This window comes from Azospirillum halopraeferens DSM 3675 (assembly GCF_000429625.1).
Lineage (GTDB): Bacteria > Pseudomonadota > Alphaproteobacteria > Azospirillales > Azospirillaceae > Azospirillum > Azospirillum halopraeferens.
This window is the reverse complement of the sequence record NZ_AUCF01000011.1, coordinates 124,885-141,651: the sequence shown is the minus strand read 5'-3', so window position 1 is coordinate 141,651 and position 16,767 is coordinate 124,885. Positions and strand designations below refer to the sequence as shown.

Sequence of the window (16,767 nt, the reverse complement as noted above, 5' to 3'; positions counted from 1 at the left end):
ACGGAATGGATCAATGGCGCCTAATGCTCTGCCACGCCTGTTGAAAGAACAAGAAGCTGCAGAATACCTCGGCGTTTCTGCAGACACGTTGGCTCGCATTCGCAGGGGTGGAGGCATCGAGTGCATTCGTGTTGGTCGCGGTTCCGTGCGTTATACCGAGAGCAACATAACCTCGTACATCGAAAGGCAAACTCAGAAATGTCGCGCAAGCAGACCGGACGACGGCTTGTCCAGCACGGTCAGTGGTACATCATCACCAAGGAGAACAGCCGTAACTTCTACCGCGCCCGTATCGATCCCGAAACCGGCCGCGAGCAGCGTTTTAGCCTTGGCACGGCAGACCTTTGCGACGCCGAGCAAAAACTCGTAGAATGGCTCGCAGCCCAATACAGTCCCGTCCAGGAAAGCCCAGCCCAGGTGCCTCTTGCCTGGGTTCTCGTCCACTATTTTGAGGAGCATGCCAGTAAAATCCGCTCGGCCGAACAGGCGCGGATTGAGCTGCGTTATTGGACGGAATGGTGGGGGCAGTCCACTGTGTCAGATATCACGCTTAAGAAGCAAGAACAGTTCATATTGTGGCTCCAAGAGGGTGGGAAGTCTAACGGATACATAAGCCGTATACTTTCAACTGGCAGGGCGGCGTTGAAGTTTGCCTGGAAGCATGGGTGCATTCAGGCAGTGCCATTTGTCAAAGACATCGAAACCGCCGAGGAAAAACGCAGTAAAGAGCCAAAAGGGCGCCCTCTGCTCATGGCAGAAGTTGCGGCGCTGCTGGATGCAGTGGAAGTGGATCATCTTTGGCGTTTTTGTGTCATCATGATCAACACCATGTGCCGACCGGAGGCTGCACTGGAGCTAACATCGACGATGATCGATCATTATCAAGACTACGTAAACCTGTTGCCGCCCGGACGAAAGCAGACGCGGAAGCGTCGGCCCATTGTTCCCCTTACCGACACGTTGCGGTGGCACGCCGAACAATGGGGCGAGGGTCCGCTTGTCGCCGTGCATGGCCGGCCAATCGCCGAGATCGATTCGGCTTGGCGTGGTCTGCGAGCGCGCGTGTGGCCGCCCAGTGTCGCCGAGTTGGCGGCGTGGGACGCAGGCCATGTGGATCTCCGGGCAAAGAATCCTCGGGCATTCCGACGTGCCCGGGCCATGGTCTGCGGGGCTGCGGGGCGGAAGGTCACGCCCTACAGCTTTCGGCATACACTCGGCCGTGAGTTGCGCCGTCGACGGGTTCCAGTCGACGAGATCAGCGTGGTGCTGGGACACAAGCAGGTGTCAGAAAACGACATTACGGGCATCTACTGCCCTCATGATCCTGACTACTGCATCAACGCGGAGCGGGCGATCGACGCATACTGCCAAGAGGTCGACCGCCTGATGAAATGCCGCCGGTTGGTAGACCTCTCAGCCTCACTGCCGGCAGTGCACGTCGGCGAAGGCTGAGTTCCAGAATTTCCCAGTTATTTCCCATCCACCCTCCGAAAAGCCCGCCCCAGAACGGGCGAAGGCCAGCAAGTTCTTGAACTTGCTGGCCTTCATGGTGGGCGCGACAGGGATTGAACCTGTGACCCCTACGATGTCAACGTAGTGCTCTCCCGCTGAGCTACGCGCCCGTCCGAGTGGACCGTTGTGGCGGCCACGTCCGGCGTGGGCGTGGGATTTAGCACCATCGGCACACCCGTGCAACCCCGAAGTTTCGGACCCCGCGGGAAAATTTACGGGGCCGGCGGGACGGGCCGACGGCAGGGGCGCGGCGTTATGGCTGCGGCAGCCGGGCCGGGGGCCCGTGCTGCGTGACAGCACCGCTGCGGTGGACTACATCACTGAGGCCATGGACGCGCATTTCGACGCCACAGCCGGTCAGGCCCCGGCCTTCGACATCCGGCACCCGGCCGAACAGGCCCTGCCGATGGTCGTCGCCTCGCCGCACAGCGGGCGCGACTACCCGCCGGAGTTCCTGGCGGCCGCCCGGCTCGACGGGCGCACCCTGCGCAAGTCCGAAGACGCCTACGTCGACGAGATCTTCGCCGCCGCTCCCGACCTGGGGGCGCCGCTGCTGCGCGCCCGCTTTCCCCGCGCCTTCCTCGACGCCAACCGCGAGGCGTACGAGCTGGACCCCGAGATGTTCGCCGACGCCCTGCCCCGCTACGTCAACACCCGCTCCCCCCGGGTCGCCGCCGGGCTCGGCACCATCGCCCGCGTCGTCGCCAACGGCGAGGAGATCTACCGCGGCAAGCTGCGCTTCGCAGACGCCGCCGAACGGGTGCGCCGCTGCTACACCCCCTATCACGGCGCCCTCGCCGGGCTGGTCGACGCCACCACCCGGCGATTCGGACACTGTCTGTTGCTCGATTGCCACTCCATGCCGTCGGCCGGCTCGGGAGGCAGCGGCGGAGCGGCCGGGAGCGGGAGCGGCGGCGAGGCGCGCCGGGTCGACATCGTGCTGGGAGACTGCTTCGGCAGCGCCTGCGCCCCGGCGGTCACCGACACCGCCGAACGGCTCCTGCGCGCCAGGGGCTACACCGTCACCCGCAACGCCCCCTACGCCGGCGGCTACACCACGCGCCACTACGGCCGGCCGCGCAACGGCGTCCACGCCCTGCAGATCGAAATCAACCGCGATCTCTACATGGACGAGACCACCCTGGACCGGCTGCCCTTTCTGCCCGTCCTCACGCAGCACATGACCGACCTGCTGCGCACCCTCGGCGCCATCGACGCCACCGCCCTGCGGACGCGCTGACCGCGCGCACAAAAAAAGGGGCCGCGGAGGTCCGCGGCCCGAGTCTAGGGAGGAAACGCCCAAGAAGTGCGTTACGCCATCGTCCGCATCGCAGACACGACCGATGCCGCAATGCACAATATGATCGCGCACCCCGCCGCGTTCAAGCGAAAAATGAAAATCCTCCGTATTGCAAAGAGTTACCATCTCCCACGGTGGTAGGAATGCAGCGTTCCGGCATAGATCGTGCTGCAATGCACAACGAACGGCGCACCCCCGCCCGCCGCCGTCCGATGAAGATATAGAACAATCGACCGAGTCCCCGGTTCCCGCCGGTACTGTCCGTCGATTCGCCGGATCGGCGGCTGTGTCTTGCGGATGCTGCCTTTCGGCCGAACGGTTCAGCAAGGGTTGCCAGCGAGGCATCCGGATGTTAGGGAACCTGCATCTTGAGTTTACCGTTTGTGCATGGTGCCGGCCGCAACGCGCCGCCGACCGCGTCGTGGTCGTCGTCCCGCGGCCTGCCGGAATCGGGAGACCGCGCTGTGAGCAGACTGGTCGTCGTGTCCAATAGGGTTGCGCCCATCGACGAGGGCAAGCAGGCCGCCGGCGGCCTGGCCGTCGCCGTGCTGGCCGCGCTGAAGAAGACGGGCGGGATCTGGTTCGGCTGGAGCGGAACCGTGGTGGAGGGCGAATCGCAGGGCGAGCCGCGCCGCACCGACGTCGGCCGCCTGACCTACGCCACCGTCGACCTCGGACGGAAGGACTTCGAGGAATACTACAACGGGTTCGCCAATCAGACGCTGTGGCCGCTGTTCCACTACCGCATCGGCCTGTTCACGGTGAACCGCAACACCCGCGACGCCTACCAGCGGGTCAACGGCATCTTCGCCGACCGACTGGCGCCGCTGCTGCGGCCGGACGACATGGTGTGGGTGCACGACTATCACCTGATCCCCTTCGGCGAAAACCTGCGCCGCAAGGGCCTGACCCAGCGCATCGGGTTCTTCCTGCACACCCCCTTCCCGGCGCCGGAGGTGTTCACCGTCCTGCCCAACCACCGCGAGCTGGTGCGCGAGCTGTGCGCCTACGACCTGCTGGGTTTCCACACCGAGGTCGACCTGCGCTGCTTCGTCAACTACATCCGATTCGAGGCGAAGGGCGAGGTGGAAGACCGCGGGCCGGGCGAGGGCTGCCTGATCCGCGCCTTCGGCCGCACCCTGCTGGCCCGCGCCTTCCCCATCTCCATCGACACCGGCCACCTGGTCAGCCTGGCCGAAACCAACGCCCGCTCCCGCCATTCCGAGCGGCTGCGCGAAAGCCTGGTGGGCCGGCGCCTGATCATCGGCGTCGACCGGCTGGACTATTCCAAGGGCCTGCCCCACCGCTTCGAGGCGTTCCAGCAGCTTCTGGAAACCTATCCGGAGCACCGCAACCGCGTCTCCTTCCTGCAGATCGCCCCGCCCAGCCGCGAGGATGTACCGGAATACATCGCCATCCGCCGCGAGCTGTCGGAACTGGCCGGGCGCATCAACGGCCAGTACGCCGAGTTCGACTGGATGCCCATCCGCTACCTGAACAAGAGCTTCGGCCCGCGCGTCCTGTCCGGTTTCTACCGCCAGGCCCACGTCGGCCTGGTGACGCCACTGCGCGACGGCATGAATCTGGTGGCCAAGGAGTATGTCGCCTGTCAGAATCCCGAAGATCCCGGCGTGCTGGTGCTCTCGGAATTCGCCGGGGCCGCCCGGGAGCTGACGGAGGCGTTGCTGGTGAACCCGTTCGACAGCGAGGGCGTAGCCGAAGAACTGCAGCGCGCGCTCACCATGTCGCTGGAAGAGCGGCGGGAACGCCACACCGCCATGATGCGGACGCTGCGCCGCAACGACATCACGCGCTGGCGCGAATCCTACGTCGACGCCCTGGTCCGAGCCCCGTACGCATGACCGACACCCCGCCCGACACCGCCCCCGTGCTGGTCGCCGACATCGGCGGCACCAACGCCCGCTTCGGCCTGATGGAGGGCGACACGGTGCGCGATTCGCGCACCCTGCGCTGCGCCGACTACCCCTCGCCCCGTGAGGCGGCGGAGGCGTACCTGGCATCCGCCGGCGCGTACGCCCGGCCACGCCGGGCCGCCTTCTGCATCGCCGGACCGGTCACCGGCGACCGCATCGCCATGACCAACCTGCCCTGGTCGTTCTCTGTGGCCGAGGTGCGCGCCGCCCTGGCCCTGGAACGGCTGGAGATCATCAACGACTTCACCGCCGTGGCCCTGTCGGTGCCGCGGCTGGGCCACGGCGACCGCCTGCAGATCGGCGACGGCACGCCCCGCGCCGGCGCGGTGATCGGCGTGCTGGGACCGGGCAGCGGGCTGGGCGTGTCGGGGCTCGTACCCGGCGCCGCCGGCTGGAGCGCCCTGTCGGGCGAGGGCGGGCACGTCACCATGGCCCCGGTCAGCGACCGCGAGGGGGCGGTGCTGGCCCAGCTCCGCAAGCGCTTCGACCACGTCTCGGCCGAGCGGGTGCTGTCCGGCCCGGGCCTCGTCAACCTCTACGAGGCGCTGACCATCCTCGACGGGCGGGAGCCGCGCCCATTGGCCCCGGCGGAGGTCACCGCGGCGGCCCTCGACGGCTCCGACGCCCATTGCGTGGAGGCGGTGGAGACGTTCTGCGCCATGCTTGGCACCGTCGCCGGCAATCTGGCGCTGACCCTGGGGGCACGCGGCGGCGTCTACATCGCCGGCGGCATCGTGCCGCGGCTGGGGGGCGTCTTTGCCCATTCCCGCTTCCGCAAGCGCTTCGTCGAGAAGGGCCGCATGCGCGATTTCCTGGCCCCCATACCGACCTACGTCGTCACCCACCCCCTGCCCGCCTTCCTGGGCCTGGCCGCCGCACTGGAGCGGCAGCCGGAACCGTAACCCGGTCGGTCAGCCCGCCGACAGGCGGGCCGCCGCCATCTTCAGGTCGGCGATCATCGTCGGCAGCTCCCTGGCCTGACCGCGCAGGATGAAGCTGGGATGGTAGGTGGGCACCACCACCGCACCCGGCACCAGACGGCAGGGCAGGACCTGCCCGCGCAGCCGGGTGATGCCGTTCTCCCCCGTCAGGGCCCAGAGCGGCGTGCGCCCCAGCGCCACCAACACAGCCGGAGCGTACGCCCGCAGCGTACGCTCCAGGTGGTCCAGGTCGGAGGCAAAGGCGTCGATCACCCAATCGGAGGTGCCGAACGCCCCCCACCGCTCGGCGATCGCGAACCCTTCCTTGCGGGCGCGGGCGCGCGACGCGAAGAAGTGCCCGACCTTGTTGCCAGGCGGCTGGCGGCGGAAGACGTTGGCGACCAGGCAGCGGTCGCGCTCGATACCCGCGGCGTGCAGCGCCTCGTTCAGCAGCTTGCCGCTGCGCCCGGCAAAGGGGATGCCCTGGCGCACCTCCTCCGCCCCCGGCGCCTCGCCGACCAGGGCAAGGCGTGGGCCCGCCGGCGGGCGGGCGGGCTCCTGGTAGTCGACGAAGGGCCAGTCGTTCATGGATTCGATCCGATGCGTCAATTGTTCGCACTGCGGAACACGGCGCGCGCTCGCGCAGGCTCCCCCGCGGCCCGGTATAGTGGAGCCGCCGGCGCCGCTCAACCGGGGCAGCGGCATCACCCAACCGGATCGCCGCCCTTGCCGACCGGCGCTCGCCCCCTAGCCTTTCTGTCAAGCCAACGATTGAGCCAACGAACGCAAAGGGAGAGGACGATGACCGCAGAGCAGGACCCGACCGGAGCCGTGTGCGACCTGGCGCAGAGCAAGTGCGAGCCCTGCCGCGGCGGCATCCCGCCGATGGACCGCGCCACCGCCGACACGTACCTGGTGCAGGTGCCGGGCTGGTCGATCGCCGGCGATCCGGACCACCTGGTGCGGACCTTCCGCTTCGACGATTTCCGCGCCGCCCAGGCCTTCGCCGTGCGCGTCGGCAATCTGTGCGAGGACGAGGGACACCACGCCGAGATCATCCACGGCTGGGGCTACTGCACCGTGAAGTTCTGGACCCACAAGATCGGCGGCCTGCACGAGAACGACTTCATCATGGCGGCCAAGGTGGACGGCCTGCACGGTGCCCCGTACGTGCCGGCGTCCGCGTCCATGGGCGATGTGTCGCCGACGGCGCGCGATGTCGGATAAGGACCGGCCCGTTGCCGCCCGGCAACGCTAACCCGGTCGCATCCGGACACCAAAACGGTACGGTCAGCGACTGTACGGAATTCCAAGTTCCTATCCTGCGCAACAAAGGAACAGCAGCGCGGTCGTGATGTTGCTCTCTTCCGCCGGCTTCAGGCAGAGAAGCCGATGAGGGGGAGCAATGGCCATGCAACGAGCCGATCGTGCACAGGGGGAGGAATGGAGCGAGGCCGTCCTGCGCCGCCATGGCGTGACGGTCGCGGGCCGCAGGGGAGCGGTGCTGGTGTTCGGCCACGGGTTCGCCACGGACCAGCGGGTGTGGGGCACCGTGCGCGCCTGGGCCGACCGGCGGTTCCGCACCGTGGCGTTCGACCTGGCCGGGTGCGGGGCGGCGGCCGGGGCGTACGACGACCTGCGCCACGCCACGCCGGACGGCTTCGCCGACGACCTGCTGGCGGTGCTGGACGCCGCCGGGGTGGACCGCTGTGTCTATCTGGGACACGAGCTGGGAGCGATGGCGGGCATGCTCGCGGCGTTGAAGGCACCGGACCGCTTCGAACGGCTGATCCTCCTGTCGGCGGGCGCCTGCCTGCTGAAGCGGCCGGGCTATCGCGCCGGTCTCGACCCGCTGGCCGTGCGCAGCGTGCTCGGCCTGATGACGGTGAACTACCCCCGCTGGATCCGTGAATACGCCGCCCTGGCGGCGGGCGCACCGCCGGACGCGCCGGCCACCGTCGCGGTGGCCAGGTCGCTGGCGGCCATGCGGCCCGACATCGCCCTTGCCCACGCCTCCACGCTGTTCCAGGCGGATCTGCGGGGCTGGGTCGACGGGCTGACGGTGCCGTCCGTGCTGGTCCACGGGGCCGACGACCCGGTGGTGCCGGCCGCGGCGGTCCACCACCTGCACGCGGTCTGGCCCTTCGCCGCGCTGGACCTGCTGCCGGGGGTCGGGCACATGCCGCACCTGACGGCGGCCGACCGGGTCATCGGCGTGCTGGAGAACCGGCTGAAGGGTGTGACGACGGCCTGATCCGCGCGAACGCCTCTTGCCGCGGCCGCGGCGGCGTAGGATGGTGCGCCGCTCCGTTCCCATACCGCCCGGTCCACCATGATCGACGCCTTTCTCGCCGCGCCCGTCGCTCAGGGCATCGGTCTTCTCGGCACGGCCTGCGGCATGGCGTGGCCGGCGTTCCGCACGCGCACCGGCATCCTGCTGGCGCAGCTCGCCACCAACCTGTTCTTCACCGTGCATCTGCTGATGCTGGGGGCGGCCACCGGGGCGCTGATGAACGGGTTGTCGGCGGTGCAGGTGGCCGCCGCCATCCCGCTGGGCACCCGGCCGGGCTTCCGGCTGGTCTATCTGGCCGTGCTGCCGGTGATCGCCGCCGCCTCGGCCCTGACGTGGCAGGGCCTGCCGTCGCTGTTCGCGGCGCTGGGCATGGCCCTGGTGTCGCTCAGCCGCTATCAGACCGACGTGTGGCGGCTGCGGCTGATCATGATGGTGGCCTTCCCCTGCTGGTTCGCCCACAACCTGCTGGTCGGCTCCCTGCCGGGCATGATGTCGGACGTGGCGGGCATGGCGCTGAACACCGTGATGATGCTGCGCCTCGCCCGCGCCCGCCGCCCGGTCGCCGGCGTCGCCTGAGGCGCCGGCGGCATCGCGTTCGGCAACACGGATGGTGCATGGCAGGCGATGCTTGACCCGGCCGGCCGCCGCGGTGTTGGATCGCCGATGAACCGGGCCACGCCAAGCGTCCGGGCGGGAGAGGGTGCGATGAAGACCGACGTGCCGGGGCTGCGTCCGCAGGACGCGGCGACGATCCGTTCCAGCCCGCTGTTCCAGGGCCTGTCCGACCGGTCGCTGTCGGCGCTGGTGGGCAGCGCCCGGGTGCATCCGGCGCCGCGCGGCAGCACCCTGTTCGTGCAGGACGAGCCGGCCGACCGCTTCTTCATCCTGCTGGAAGGCTGGGTGAAGCTCTACCGCCTGACCCGTGACGGGGCGGAAGCGGTGGTCAACGTGGTGGCGGCGGGCGAGACCTTCGCCGAGGCGGCCATGTTCGCCAGCGGCCGGTTCCCGGTGTGCGCCGAAGCGGTGGCCGATTGCCGCGTCATGACCCTGACCGCCGAGGCCTTCGCCCGCTGCCTGCGCGACGACGACCGCATCGCCTTTGCCATGCTGGGCTCGCTGTCGCTGCGCCTGCGCCATCTGGTGCAGCAGATCGAACAGCTCCAGGTGCAGCCGACGCCGCAGCGGGTGGGCAGCTTCCTGCTGCGCTTCTGCCCCGAGGGGTCGGGGTCGGCGGTGTTCGCCCTGCCCTTCGACAAGGCGCTGATCGCCCGGCGCCTGGGCATGCAGCCGGAGACCTTCTCGCGCGCCCTGGCCAAACTGCGCGGCATCGGCGTCGAAGCGCACGGCGGCACCATTTCGGTGGCCGACCTGGACGAGTTGCGCCGCTTCTGCCACGCCGACGAGGATGGCGAGGGAATGGCGTAGGCGCGCCGTGGCCATCCGAACTGACACCCTGTCGGCCGCCGAGGCGCGCCGCATCGCCCTGGCGGCCCAGGGGCTGGCCGGCGCGCGGCCCGGTGCGGCGCCCGAGGCGCGCCACCTCCGGCGTCTGGCGGACCGGCTGGGGGTGGTTCAGATCGACTCGGTCAACGTGCTGGTGCGGGCGCACCACATGCCGTTCTTCAGCCGCCTCGGCCCCTACGACGACGGCCACCGCGAGCGGCTGGCCTATGGCGGGCGGCGTCGGGCGTGGTTCGAGTACTGGGGCCACGAGGCGTCGCTGCTGCCCCTGGCCCTGCACCCGCTGATGCGCTGGCGCATGGCGCGGGCCGAACGGGGCGCGGGCATCTACGGCGGGCTCGCCCGCTTCGGGCGGGAGCGGCGCGCCTACATCGACGCCGTGCTGGCGGAGGTGGCGGCCCGCGGCCCGCTGGGCGCGTCGGAGCTGTCGCAGGCGGGGCGGAGCGCCGGCTCCTGGTGGGGGTGGAGCGACGGCAAGCGGGCGTTGGAGTGGCTGTTCTGGGCCGGCCTCGTCACCACCGCCACGCGACGCCGGTTCGAGCGCGTCTACGACCTGCCGGACCGGGTGCTGCCCGCCGCCGTGATCGCGCTCCCGACGCCGACCGAGGACGAGGCGCACCGCGCCCTGCTGCGCCTGGCCGGCCGCGCCCTCGGCGTGGCGACGGAGGCGGATCTGCGCGACTATTTCCGCCTGGACACCGCCGACGTCCGCGCCCGCCTGCCCGAACTGGTGGAGGAAGGGGTGCTGGTGCCGGTGCGGGTGGAGGGGTGGGACCGCCCGGCCTACCTGGACCCGGACGCCCGCATTCCCCGCCGCGCCACCGGATGCGCCCTGCTCTCCCCCTTCGATCCGCTGGTGTGGGAGCGCGACCGCACCGAGCGGCTGTTCGGCTTCCGCTACCGCATCGAGATCTACACCCCCGCCGCCCGGCGGGAGTACGGCTACTACGTGCTGCCCTTCCTGATGGGGGATCGGCTGGCGGCGCGTCTCGACCTCAAGGCGGACCGAGCCGGCCGCCGCCTGCTTGTGCAGGCCGCCCACACCGAGCCGGGGCTGCCCGCCGGGGCGGTGGCCGGCGCGCTGGCCGGCGAACTGGCGGCGCTGGCCGGCTGGCTGGGGCTGGAGCGCACGGTGGTGGCGGAGCGCGGCGACCTCGCCGCGGCGCTCGCCGAGCGAATCGCTTGACGCACGTCAAGGCCGCCCCCGGGCGGCGGCGCGACAACGGCCCATCCCTACCCCTTTCGGAGTGTTCCGGCGATGATCCCGACCCCCGACGCCGCGTTGCCCGACGCCGCGACCGCCATCGGCGCCCTGACCCGCCGGGACCCCGGGGCGCGCGCCCGTCTGGCCGGGCTCCATCCCGTCTTCGCGGCGAACTCGACGATTCCCGACGCCGTGACCCTGGGCCAGGTGGCCGAGGCGATCGGGCTGCCGCTGGACGCCGTGCTGGCCATCGCCCGCAACGAGGTGCGCGTCGCCGTCCCGCAGGGGCGAAGCTGCGGCTGCTCCTGCGGCGGATGACGCCGTCCGCGGAACGCGGGTGGAGGCATCGCCGCCCGCGGGAACAAGATCTGCACGGATTGCGCGGATTTCAGCGGATTGCACGGACGCTCTTCTTCTGTCCCTTGCGAGCGGAACGCGATCACTTTCGTCGCTCTCCGGCCATATTGGTTCCGGGAACCGGACGGTCAATCCGTGTCCGACTTGCCTGCGGATCAAGAACGGACCGGATTGGCCGGCAGACCGTCGCCGCGGTATAGACGGAGGTCCTGTCGTCCCGGAGAATCGCCCATGCTCCGCACCGTCCGCGCCGCCGTCACCGCGTTGACCCTTTTGCTGCTTGCCGCCTGCCACGCGGCCGGTGACGGCCGGGCACCCGCCGCCGCCCCTGCCCCTGCGGCCGGCCCGATGAGCGCCGCCGCCGGGCCGGAGCGTCCGCAGGACGCCGCCGCCTGCACCGCCGCCGGCGGCGACTGGCGCCGCGGCGGTCTGGCGGGACTGGACCAGTGCTTCCTCGCGTACCCCGACGGCGGCACGCCCTGCACCGGGCCGGCGGACTGCCGCGGCCTGTGCCTGGTTCAGGGCGACGGGCCGGGACGCTGCCAGACCACCTACCCGCTGTTCGGCTGCGTGCGTTTCCTCGACGCCGAGGGCAATCGCCCGGGCGTGTGCATCGACTGATGCGCTCGGGATGTGCATCGACTGATGCGGGCTCAGGAAATGTCCACCACGGGCACCCGCAGGGTCACGGTTTCGCCCGCCCGCAGGACCGTCAGTTCCGCCTCGTTGCCGATGCCCACCGCCTCCAGCGCCCGGGTCAACTGGGCCAGCGTCTCGACGCGGCGTCCGCCCACGTGGGTCACCACGTCCCCCGGCCGGTCGCCGGCGGGATCGATGCCGCGCAGGCCGGCCCGCGCCGCGGGGGAGCCGTCGGGCACCGCGGCCACCATCACCCCGGTGATCCCCCGGCGGGCCGTCGCCTCGTCCGGCGCCACCGCCACGCCCAGCCCGGCCAGCGGCAGACGGCCGTCGCGGATCAACGCCGGCACCGCCCGGTTGACCAGATCGACCGGCACGGCGAAGCCGACGCCGGCGAAGGCCCCCGTCCCCGACAGGATGGCGGTGTTGACACCCACCAGCCGCCCCGCCGAATCGAGCAGCGGCCCGCCGGAGTTGCCGGGGTTGATCGCCGCGTCGGTCTGAATGACGCCGGCCACCTCCCGCCCGGCCAGCGTCGGCAGGGTGCGGTCCAGGGCACTGACGATGCCCCGCGACATGCTGCGGCCCAGGCCGAAGGGGTTGCCGATGGCGAACACCGCCTGACCGACCGCCAGATCCTCCGACGTGCCGACGGCGATCGGCCGCAGCGGCGCCGGTACGTCGGGCAGGCGCAGCACGGCAAGGTCGAGCTGCGGCGCGGTGCCCACCACAGCCGCGGGAACCGCAAGGCCGCTGTCCAGGCGCACCGCCACCCGATCCGCCCCCTCCACCACGTGCAGGTTGGTCACCACGTGCCCGGCGGCGTCCCAGACGATGCCGGATCCCGTTCCCTGCCCCGGATCGCCGGACGGGTCGCGCAGGGCGTAGACGTAGACGACCGACGGGGCTGCGGTTTCGAACACCGCCATGGCCGCCTCCTCGAACGGGGCCAGGGCGCCGCGCGGGGTGACCACTCGCGGCTCGTGGGTCACCGCCGCGTACAGCCGGTAGAGCCGTTCGCCGACGAAGGCGGTGGCCAGCGCCAGCGCCCAGATCAGCAGCAGCACCCCGATGCGTCGCCCCATCCGCGCCCCCGTCCGCCGACCCCGGTCCTTCTTATGCGGTCAGGACCATCCTGACCGCTGCGTTCAAACGCCACGCAGGCTTCGGCCCGATCGGGCCGCGGCCGCCGTCGCGGCCGATACCGGGTTCGGACGTCAAGACGTACCGGACCCGGTATTGCCCACAACCGGCAACGGGGCTCCGGGTCACGCGGACCGTCACCGTCCGCGCCGGCACTCACCGCACGGGGGTCAGCACCTCGGTGCCGGTGCCGGAGGAGTCGGCGACCGACCAGACGCCCCGCAGCGTCCCGTCCGGCTGGCGGTCGTGCACCACCGGGCCGATCGTCCCGGACGAGAAGGTGTAGGCGGCGGCCAGCGGGGCCGGCGGGCAACGGCGTCAGGCCGTGTGCACGCCGGCGCGGAAGGCGACGAACTCGCCCGGCGCCATGACGGTCCAGCGCTCGTCGCGGGTCAGCGGGCGGGTGGCGACGACGGTGACCACGTCGCCGGGGGTGGTCTCCCGCTCGAAATCCACGGTCATGTCCTCGTCGATCAGGGTGGCCGGGCCGAAGGGGGCGCGGCGGGTCAGCCAGGCGAGGTGGGTGGCACAATGGCACCACAGGGTGCGGCCGTCGGTCAGCAGCATGTTGAAGACGCCCAGCCCGTTCAGCTCCGCCGCCAGCCCGGCCACGAAGGCGGTCAGGGCCGCGTCGCCGCGCGGCGGCTCGGGCCAGCGGGCGCGCACCCGGTCGAGCAGCCAGCAGAAGGCGTGCTCGCTGTCGGTGGTGCCCACCGGGCGGTAGAAGCCCGTCGGCCGGCGCTTGATGCCCTTGAGCTGGCCGTTGTGGGCGAACGTCCACACCCGCCCCCACAGCTCGCGCGTGAAGGGGTGGGTGTTCTCCAGCATCACCCGGCCGCGGTTGGCGCGGCGGATGTGGGAGACGACGACGCAGGACTTGATCGGGTATTCCCGCACCAGCCGGGCGATCTCCGACTCGCAGCTCGGATGGGGGTCGTGGAAGGTGCGGCAGCCCTTGCCCTCGTAGAACGCGATGCCCCAGCCGTCGCGGTGCGGCCCGGTGCGGCCGCCGCGGTTCATCAGCCCGGCGAAGCTGAAGCAGATGTCGGTGGGCACGTTGGCGCTCATGCCCAGCAGCTCGCACATAGCGGTCTCCCCGTCAGGCCGCCCGTCCCGCGTCCGGGAACAGGGCGCGCAGCCCCTCCCGCGAGGCGGCGCAGACGCCGCGCTCGGTGATCAGCCCGCTGACCAGCCGGGCCGGCGTCACGTCGAAGGCGGGGTTGGCCAGCGGGCTGCCGTCGGGGGTGACGCGCACGGTTTCGATGCGGCCGTCGGCGGTGATTCCCGTCAGCTCCGACACCTCGGTCCCGTCGCGCTCCTCGATGGGGATCTCGCGCACGCCGTCGCCGATCCGCCAGTCGATGGTGGGCGACGGCAGCGCCACATAGAAGGGCACGCCGTTGTCGCGGGCCGCCAGAGCCTTCAGATAGGTGCCGATCTTGTTGCAGACGTCGCCGTCGGCGGTGGTGCGGTCGGTGCCGACGATGCACAGGTCGACCCGGCCGTGCTGCATCAGGTGGCCGCCGGCGTTGTCGACGATCACCGTGTGCGGCACACCGTGGCGGTTCAGTTCCCACGCGGTCAGGCTGGCGCCCTGGTTGCGCGGGCGCGTCTCGTCGACCCAGACGTGCAGGGGGATGCCCGCCTCGAAGGCCGCGTAGATCGGCGACAGCGCGGTGCCCCAGTCGACGGTGGCCAGCCAGCCGGCGTTGCAGTGGGTCAGCACGTTGACCGGTTCGCCCGGCGCCCCGGCCGCCGCGGCGGCCCGGATGAGCGCCGCGCCGTGTTCGCCGATGGCGCGGTTGATGGCCACGTCCTCGTCGCAGATGGCGGCGGCTTCGGCGTAGGCCGCCGCCGCCCGCTCGGCCGGGGGCAGCGGCGCCAGCCGGGCGCGCATGCGCTCCAGCGCCCAGCGCAGGTTGACCGCGGTCGGCCGGGTCGCCAGCAGCACCGCCGACGCCTGCTCCAGCCGCTCGTCGCCGGCATCCTCGGCCAGCGCCAGCGCCAGGCCGTAGGCGGCGGTGGCCCCGATCAGCGGGGCACCGCGCACCAGCATGGCGCGGATGGCGTGCGCCGCCTCCTCCAGGCCGGTCAGGCGGGCCACGGCGAAATCGTGGGGCAGTTTGGTCTGGTCGATGATCTCCACGGTCCGGCCGTCGCCGGCCGGCCAGATCGTGCGGTAGGCAACGCCGTTCACCTTCATCGCACCGGTCTCCCTCTCATGCCCCGACCGCCGGACAGTAGGCGGCCCGCCCCCCGCCGATCAACCATCGCAACGGTCCGGCGGCGCATCGCGGAACCGGGACCGCTGCGGCGCGTTGACACCGGTTGAGCCCTTTTCCATGTCCGACGCCCCTGCGCCATCCATGTCCCTGCCCGTTCTCTCGTCCCGTTCCCCGCTCTACCGCCTGCCGGGAACGGCCCTGGTGGCGCTCGCCTGCGCGGTCGCCGTCGTGCTGACGGTCGGCACCCTGGCGGCTTTCGCCTGGCGCGACCGCGACGCGGCGTTCGACCGCGCCGGCGGCGTCGCCGCCAACGTCAGCCTGCTGGTGGCCGAGCACGCCGCCCGGCTGGTGGAGACCAGCGACCTCATCCTGCGCCGGGTGGTCGAACTGGCCGGGCCGCCGGACGCCGCGATCCCCGATGACCGCGCGACGCGGGACCGGCTGGTGACGCTGGCCGACGGCATGCCCTATGTGGCCGCCATCCGCATCGTCGCCGCCGACGGGACGGTGGTGCTGTCGACCCGGCGCTTCCCGGCCTCCCCGGAGGGCGGCCCGGTCGCCGTCGCCGACCCCGAAACCCTGCGCGCCGCGCGCGCCGGCCACCGCGGGCTGGACATCACCCGCATCGACACCGTCCCCGACGACGGCGGCGAGACGCCGCTGATCGTGCTGAGCCGGCCGCTGGAATCCGCCCCCGGCGCGCTGCGCGGGATCGCCAGCGTCGCGGTGTCGCCGCACTATGTGCGCGACATCTACCGGGCCTTCGACATCGGTTATGGCACCGAGGTGGCGCTGCTGCGCCCCGACGGCACGGTGCTGGTGCGCGAGCCCGGCGAGCCCGCGGCCGCGCCGGAGGATTCCCTTGTGGCGCGGCGGCGCGTCGACGGCTTTGACCTGGTGGCGGAGGTCACCATTCCCCGCGCCGGCATCGCGTCCCTGTGGGCGGAGCGGGTGGAACTCTACGTCTTCTACGGGGCCGCCGCCCTGGTGGCGGTGGGCGGGCTGGGCGTGCTGGCCTTCCAGCGCGCCCGCCGCGAGCGCCGGGCCGAGGCGGCGCTGCAGCACGCCTACGACACGCTGGAGGAGCGGGTGAGCCGGCGCACCGCCGAGCTGGAGGACGCCAACCATCGGCTGGAGCATGCCCTGGCCGACAAGGAGATCCTGCTGAAGGAGGTGCAGCATCGGGTCAAGAACAACCTGACGGTGATCTGCTCCCTGCTGCGCCTGCAATCCAACCGGGTCGAGGAGTCGGCGCGCGTCGCCTTCAACGAAAGCCTGCGCCGCATCCAGTCCATGAGCCTGGTGCACGAGTTGCTCTACCGTTCGGCCGAGCCGGCGCGCATCGACTTCGCCGACTGCCTGCGCCAGCTCTGCGACAGCCTGGCCCGGTCCTGCGGGCCGACGGCGGCGCGGGTGACGGTGACGGCACAGCCGTGGATCCTCGACGTCGACCGCGCCATGCCGCTGGCCCTGATCGTCAGCGAACTGGTGTCGAACGCCCTGCGCCACGGCTTTCCCGAGGGGCGGGAGGGAACGGTGGCGGTGACCCTGACCGAGACCGCCGACGGCCGGCGCATCGCCGTCGCGGACGACGGAGTCGGCATGCCCGCCGAGCTGCTGTCCCCCGGCGTCGCCCGGCAGCGCGGCGCCCTCGGCCTGATGCTGTTGCAGGCACTGGCCGGACAGGCCGGGGCCACCGTGCACACCGCCATCGGTCCCGGCACCACCGTCACCCTGACGATCCCCAACACGCAGCGGCGTCCCGCCGCGGCGTGACGC

16 protein-coding genes, 1 tRNA gene and 1 pseudogene are annotated in these 16,767 nt (G+C 71.2%); 13 read left to right on the top strand and 5 right to left on the bottom strand.

Annotated features, from left to right (window positions below; genetic code table 11):
* Positions 1 to 13: 13 nt before the first annotated feature.
* Positions 14 to 178 (top strand): annotated as a pseudogene (locus G472_RS40795) (helix-turn-helix transcriptional regulator); the annotation flags it as partial.
* A gap of 20 nt (positions 179 to 198) precedes the next feature.
* Positions 199 to 1,452, top strand: coding sequence for a tyrosine-type recombinase/integrase (locus G472_RS38035; RefSeq protein ID WP_084536600.1), 1,254 nt, complete (start codon positions 199 to 201; stop codon positions 1,450 to 1,452).
* A 95-nt stretch (positions 1,453 to 1,547) separates the two neighbouring features.
* On the opposite strand, the gene G472_RS0112345 is transcribed toward G472_RS38035, so the two are convergent.
* Positions 1,548 to 1,622 (bottom strand) — tRNA-Val (locus G472_RS0112345).
* 218 nt (positions 1,623 to 1,840) lie between these two features.
* Here G472_RS0112345 and G472_RS32820 point away from each other — a divergent pair.
* The 3 genes from G472_RS32820 (at position 1,841) to G472_RS0112330 (ending at position 5,648) form a co-directional block, all read left to right on the top strand.
* Positions 1,841 to 2,752, top strand: a complete 912-nt coding sequence (locus tag G472_RS32820; RefSeq protein ID WP_035692144.1) for an N-formylglutamate amidohydrolase — start codon at positions 1,841 to 1,843, stop codon at positions 2,750 to 2,752.
* Positions 2,753 to 3,276: 524 nt separating this feature from the next.
* Positions 3,277 to 4,674: an alpha,alpha-trehalose-phosphate synthase (UDP-forming) gene (gene otsA, locus G472_RS0112335; RefSeq protein ID WP_029008642.1), complete on the top strand. Its 1,398-nt coding sequence runs from the start codon at positions 3,277 to 3,279 to the stop codon at positions 4,672 to 4,674.
* Positions 4,671 to 5,648: a glucokinase gene (locus G472_RS0112330; protein ID WP_029008641.1), complete on the top strand. Its 978-nt coding sequence runs from the start codon at positions 4,671 to 4,673 to the stop codon at positions 5,646 to 5,648. Before otsA ends, G472_RS0112330 begins: the two co-directional genes overlap by 4 nt.
* A 9-nt stretch (positions 5,649 to 5,657) precedes the next feature.
* On the opposite strand, the gene G472_RS0112325 is transcribed toward G472_RS0112330, so the two are convergent.
* Positions 5,658 to 6,254, bottom strand: coding sequence for a uracil-DNA glycosylase (locus tag G472_RS0112325; protein WP_035692143.1), 597 nt, complete (start codon positions 6,252 to 6,254; stop codon positions 5,658 to 5,660).
* Between the two features lie 213 nt (positions 6,255 to 6,467).
* Between G472_RS0112325 and G472_RS0112320 the strand changes: the two genes are divergently transcribed.
* The 7 genes from G472_RS0112320 to G472_RS32810 all read left to right on the top strand — a co-directional run bounded on the left by G472_RS0112320 (position 6,468) and on the right by G472_RS32810 (position 11,602).
* The gene (locus G472_RS0112320) at positions 6,468 to 6,893 is read left to right on the top strand and encodes a 4a-hydroxytetrahydrobiopterin dehydratase (protein ID WP_029008639.1); all 426 of its coding nucleotides are present in this window, start codon (positions 6,468 to 6,470) and stop codon (positions 6,891 to 6,893) included.
* A gap of 184 nt (positions 6,894 to 7,077) precedes the next feature.
* Complete coding sequence (locus G472_RS0112315) at positions 7,078 to 7,920, top strand: alpha/beta fold hydrolase (RefSeq protein WP_169732808.1); 843 nt, start codon at positions 7,078 to 7,080, stop codon at positions 7,918 to 7,920.
* A 78-nt stretch (positions 7,921 to 7,998) separates the two neighbouring features.
* A complete protein-coding gene (locus tag G472_RS32815) occupies positions 7,999 to 8,535 on the top strand; it encodes a YgjV family protein (protein ID WP_051340732.1) in 537 nt (178 codons plus the stop codon).
* 129 nt (positions 8,536 to 8,664) lie between these two features.
* Positions 8,665 to 9,384, top strand: coding sequence for a Crp/Fnr family transcriptional regulator (locus tag G472_RS0112305; protein ID WP_035692142.1), 720 nt, complete (start codon positions 8,665 to 8,667; stop codon positions 9,382 to 9,384).
* A 7-nt stretch (positions 9,385 to 9,391) separates the two neighbouring features.
* Entirely contained in the window at positions 9,392 to 10,606 is a 1,215-nt protein-coding gene (locus G472_RS0112300) for a winged helix-turn-helix domain-containing protein (RefSeq protein WP_029008636.1), read from the top strand.
* Positions 10,607 to 10,678: 72 nt separating this feature from the next.
* The gene (locus G472_RS0112295; protein WP_029008635.1) at positions 10,679 to 10,942 is read left to right on the top strand and encodes a hypothetical protein; all 264 of its coding nucleotides are present in this window, start codon (positions 10,679 to 10,681) and stop codon (positions 10,940 to 10,942) included.
* Between the two features lie 270 nt (positions 10,943 to 11,212).
* The gene (locus G472_RS32810; protein ID WP_051340730.1) at positions 11,213 to 11,602 is read left to right on the top strand and encodes a hypothetical protein; all 390 of its coding nucleotides are present in this window, start codon (positions 11,213 to 11,215) and stop codon (positions 11,600 to 11,602) included.
* Positions 11,603 to 11,634: 32 nt separating this feature from the next.
* On the opposite strand, the gene G472_RS0112285 is transcribed toward G472_RS32810, so the two are convergent.
* The 3 genes from G472_RS0112285 to mtnA all read right to left on the bottom strand — a co-directional run bounded on the left by G472_RS0112285 (position 11,635) and on the right by mtnA (position 14,966).
* Positions 11,635 to 12,705 (bottom strand): S1C family serine protease, encoded by a 1,071-nt coding sequence (locus G472_RS0112285; RefSeq protein ID WP_029008634.1) that lies wholly within the window; start codon positions 12,703 to 12,705, stop codon positions 11,635 to 11,637.
* Between the two features lie 376 nt (positions 12,706 to 13,081).
* Positions 13,082 to 13,849 (bottom strand): class II glutamine amidotransferase, encoded by a 768-nt coding sequence (locus tag G472_RS0112275; protein WP_029008633.1) that lies wholly within the window; start codon positions 13,847 to 13,849, stop codon positions 13,082 to 13,084.
* 13 nt (positions 13,850 to 13,862) lie between these two features.
* Positions 13,863 to 14,966: an S-methyl-5-thioribose-1-phosphate isomerase gene (mtnA, locus tag G472_RS0112270; RefSeq protein WP_029008632.1), complete on the bottom strand. Its 1,104-nt coding sequence runs from the start codon at positions 14,964 to 14,966 to the stop codon at positions 13,863 to 13,865.
* Positions 14,967 to 15,105: 139 nt separating this feature from the next.
* On the opposite strand from mtnA, the gene G472_RS32805 reads away from it, so the two are divergent.
* Entirely contained in the window at positions 15,106 to 16,764 is a 1,659-nt protein-coding gene (locus G472_RS32805; protein ID WP_156927091.1) for a sensor histidine kinase, read from the top strand.
* Positions 16,765 to 16,767: the final 3 nt, after the last annotated feature.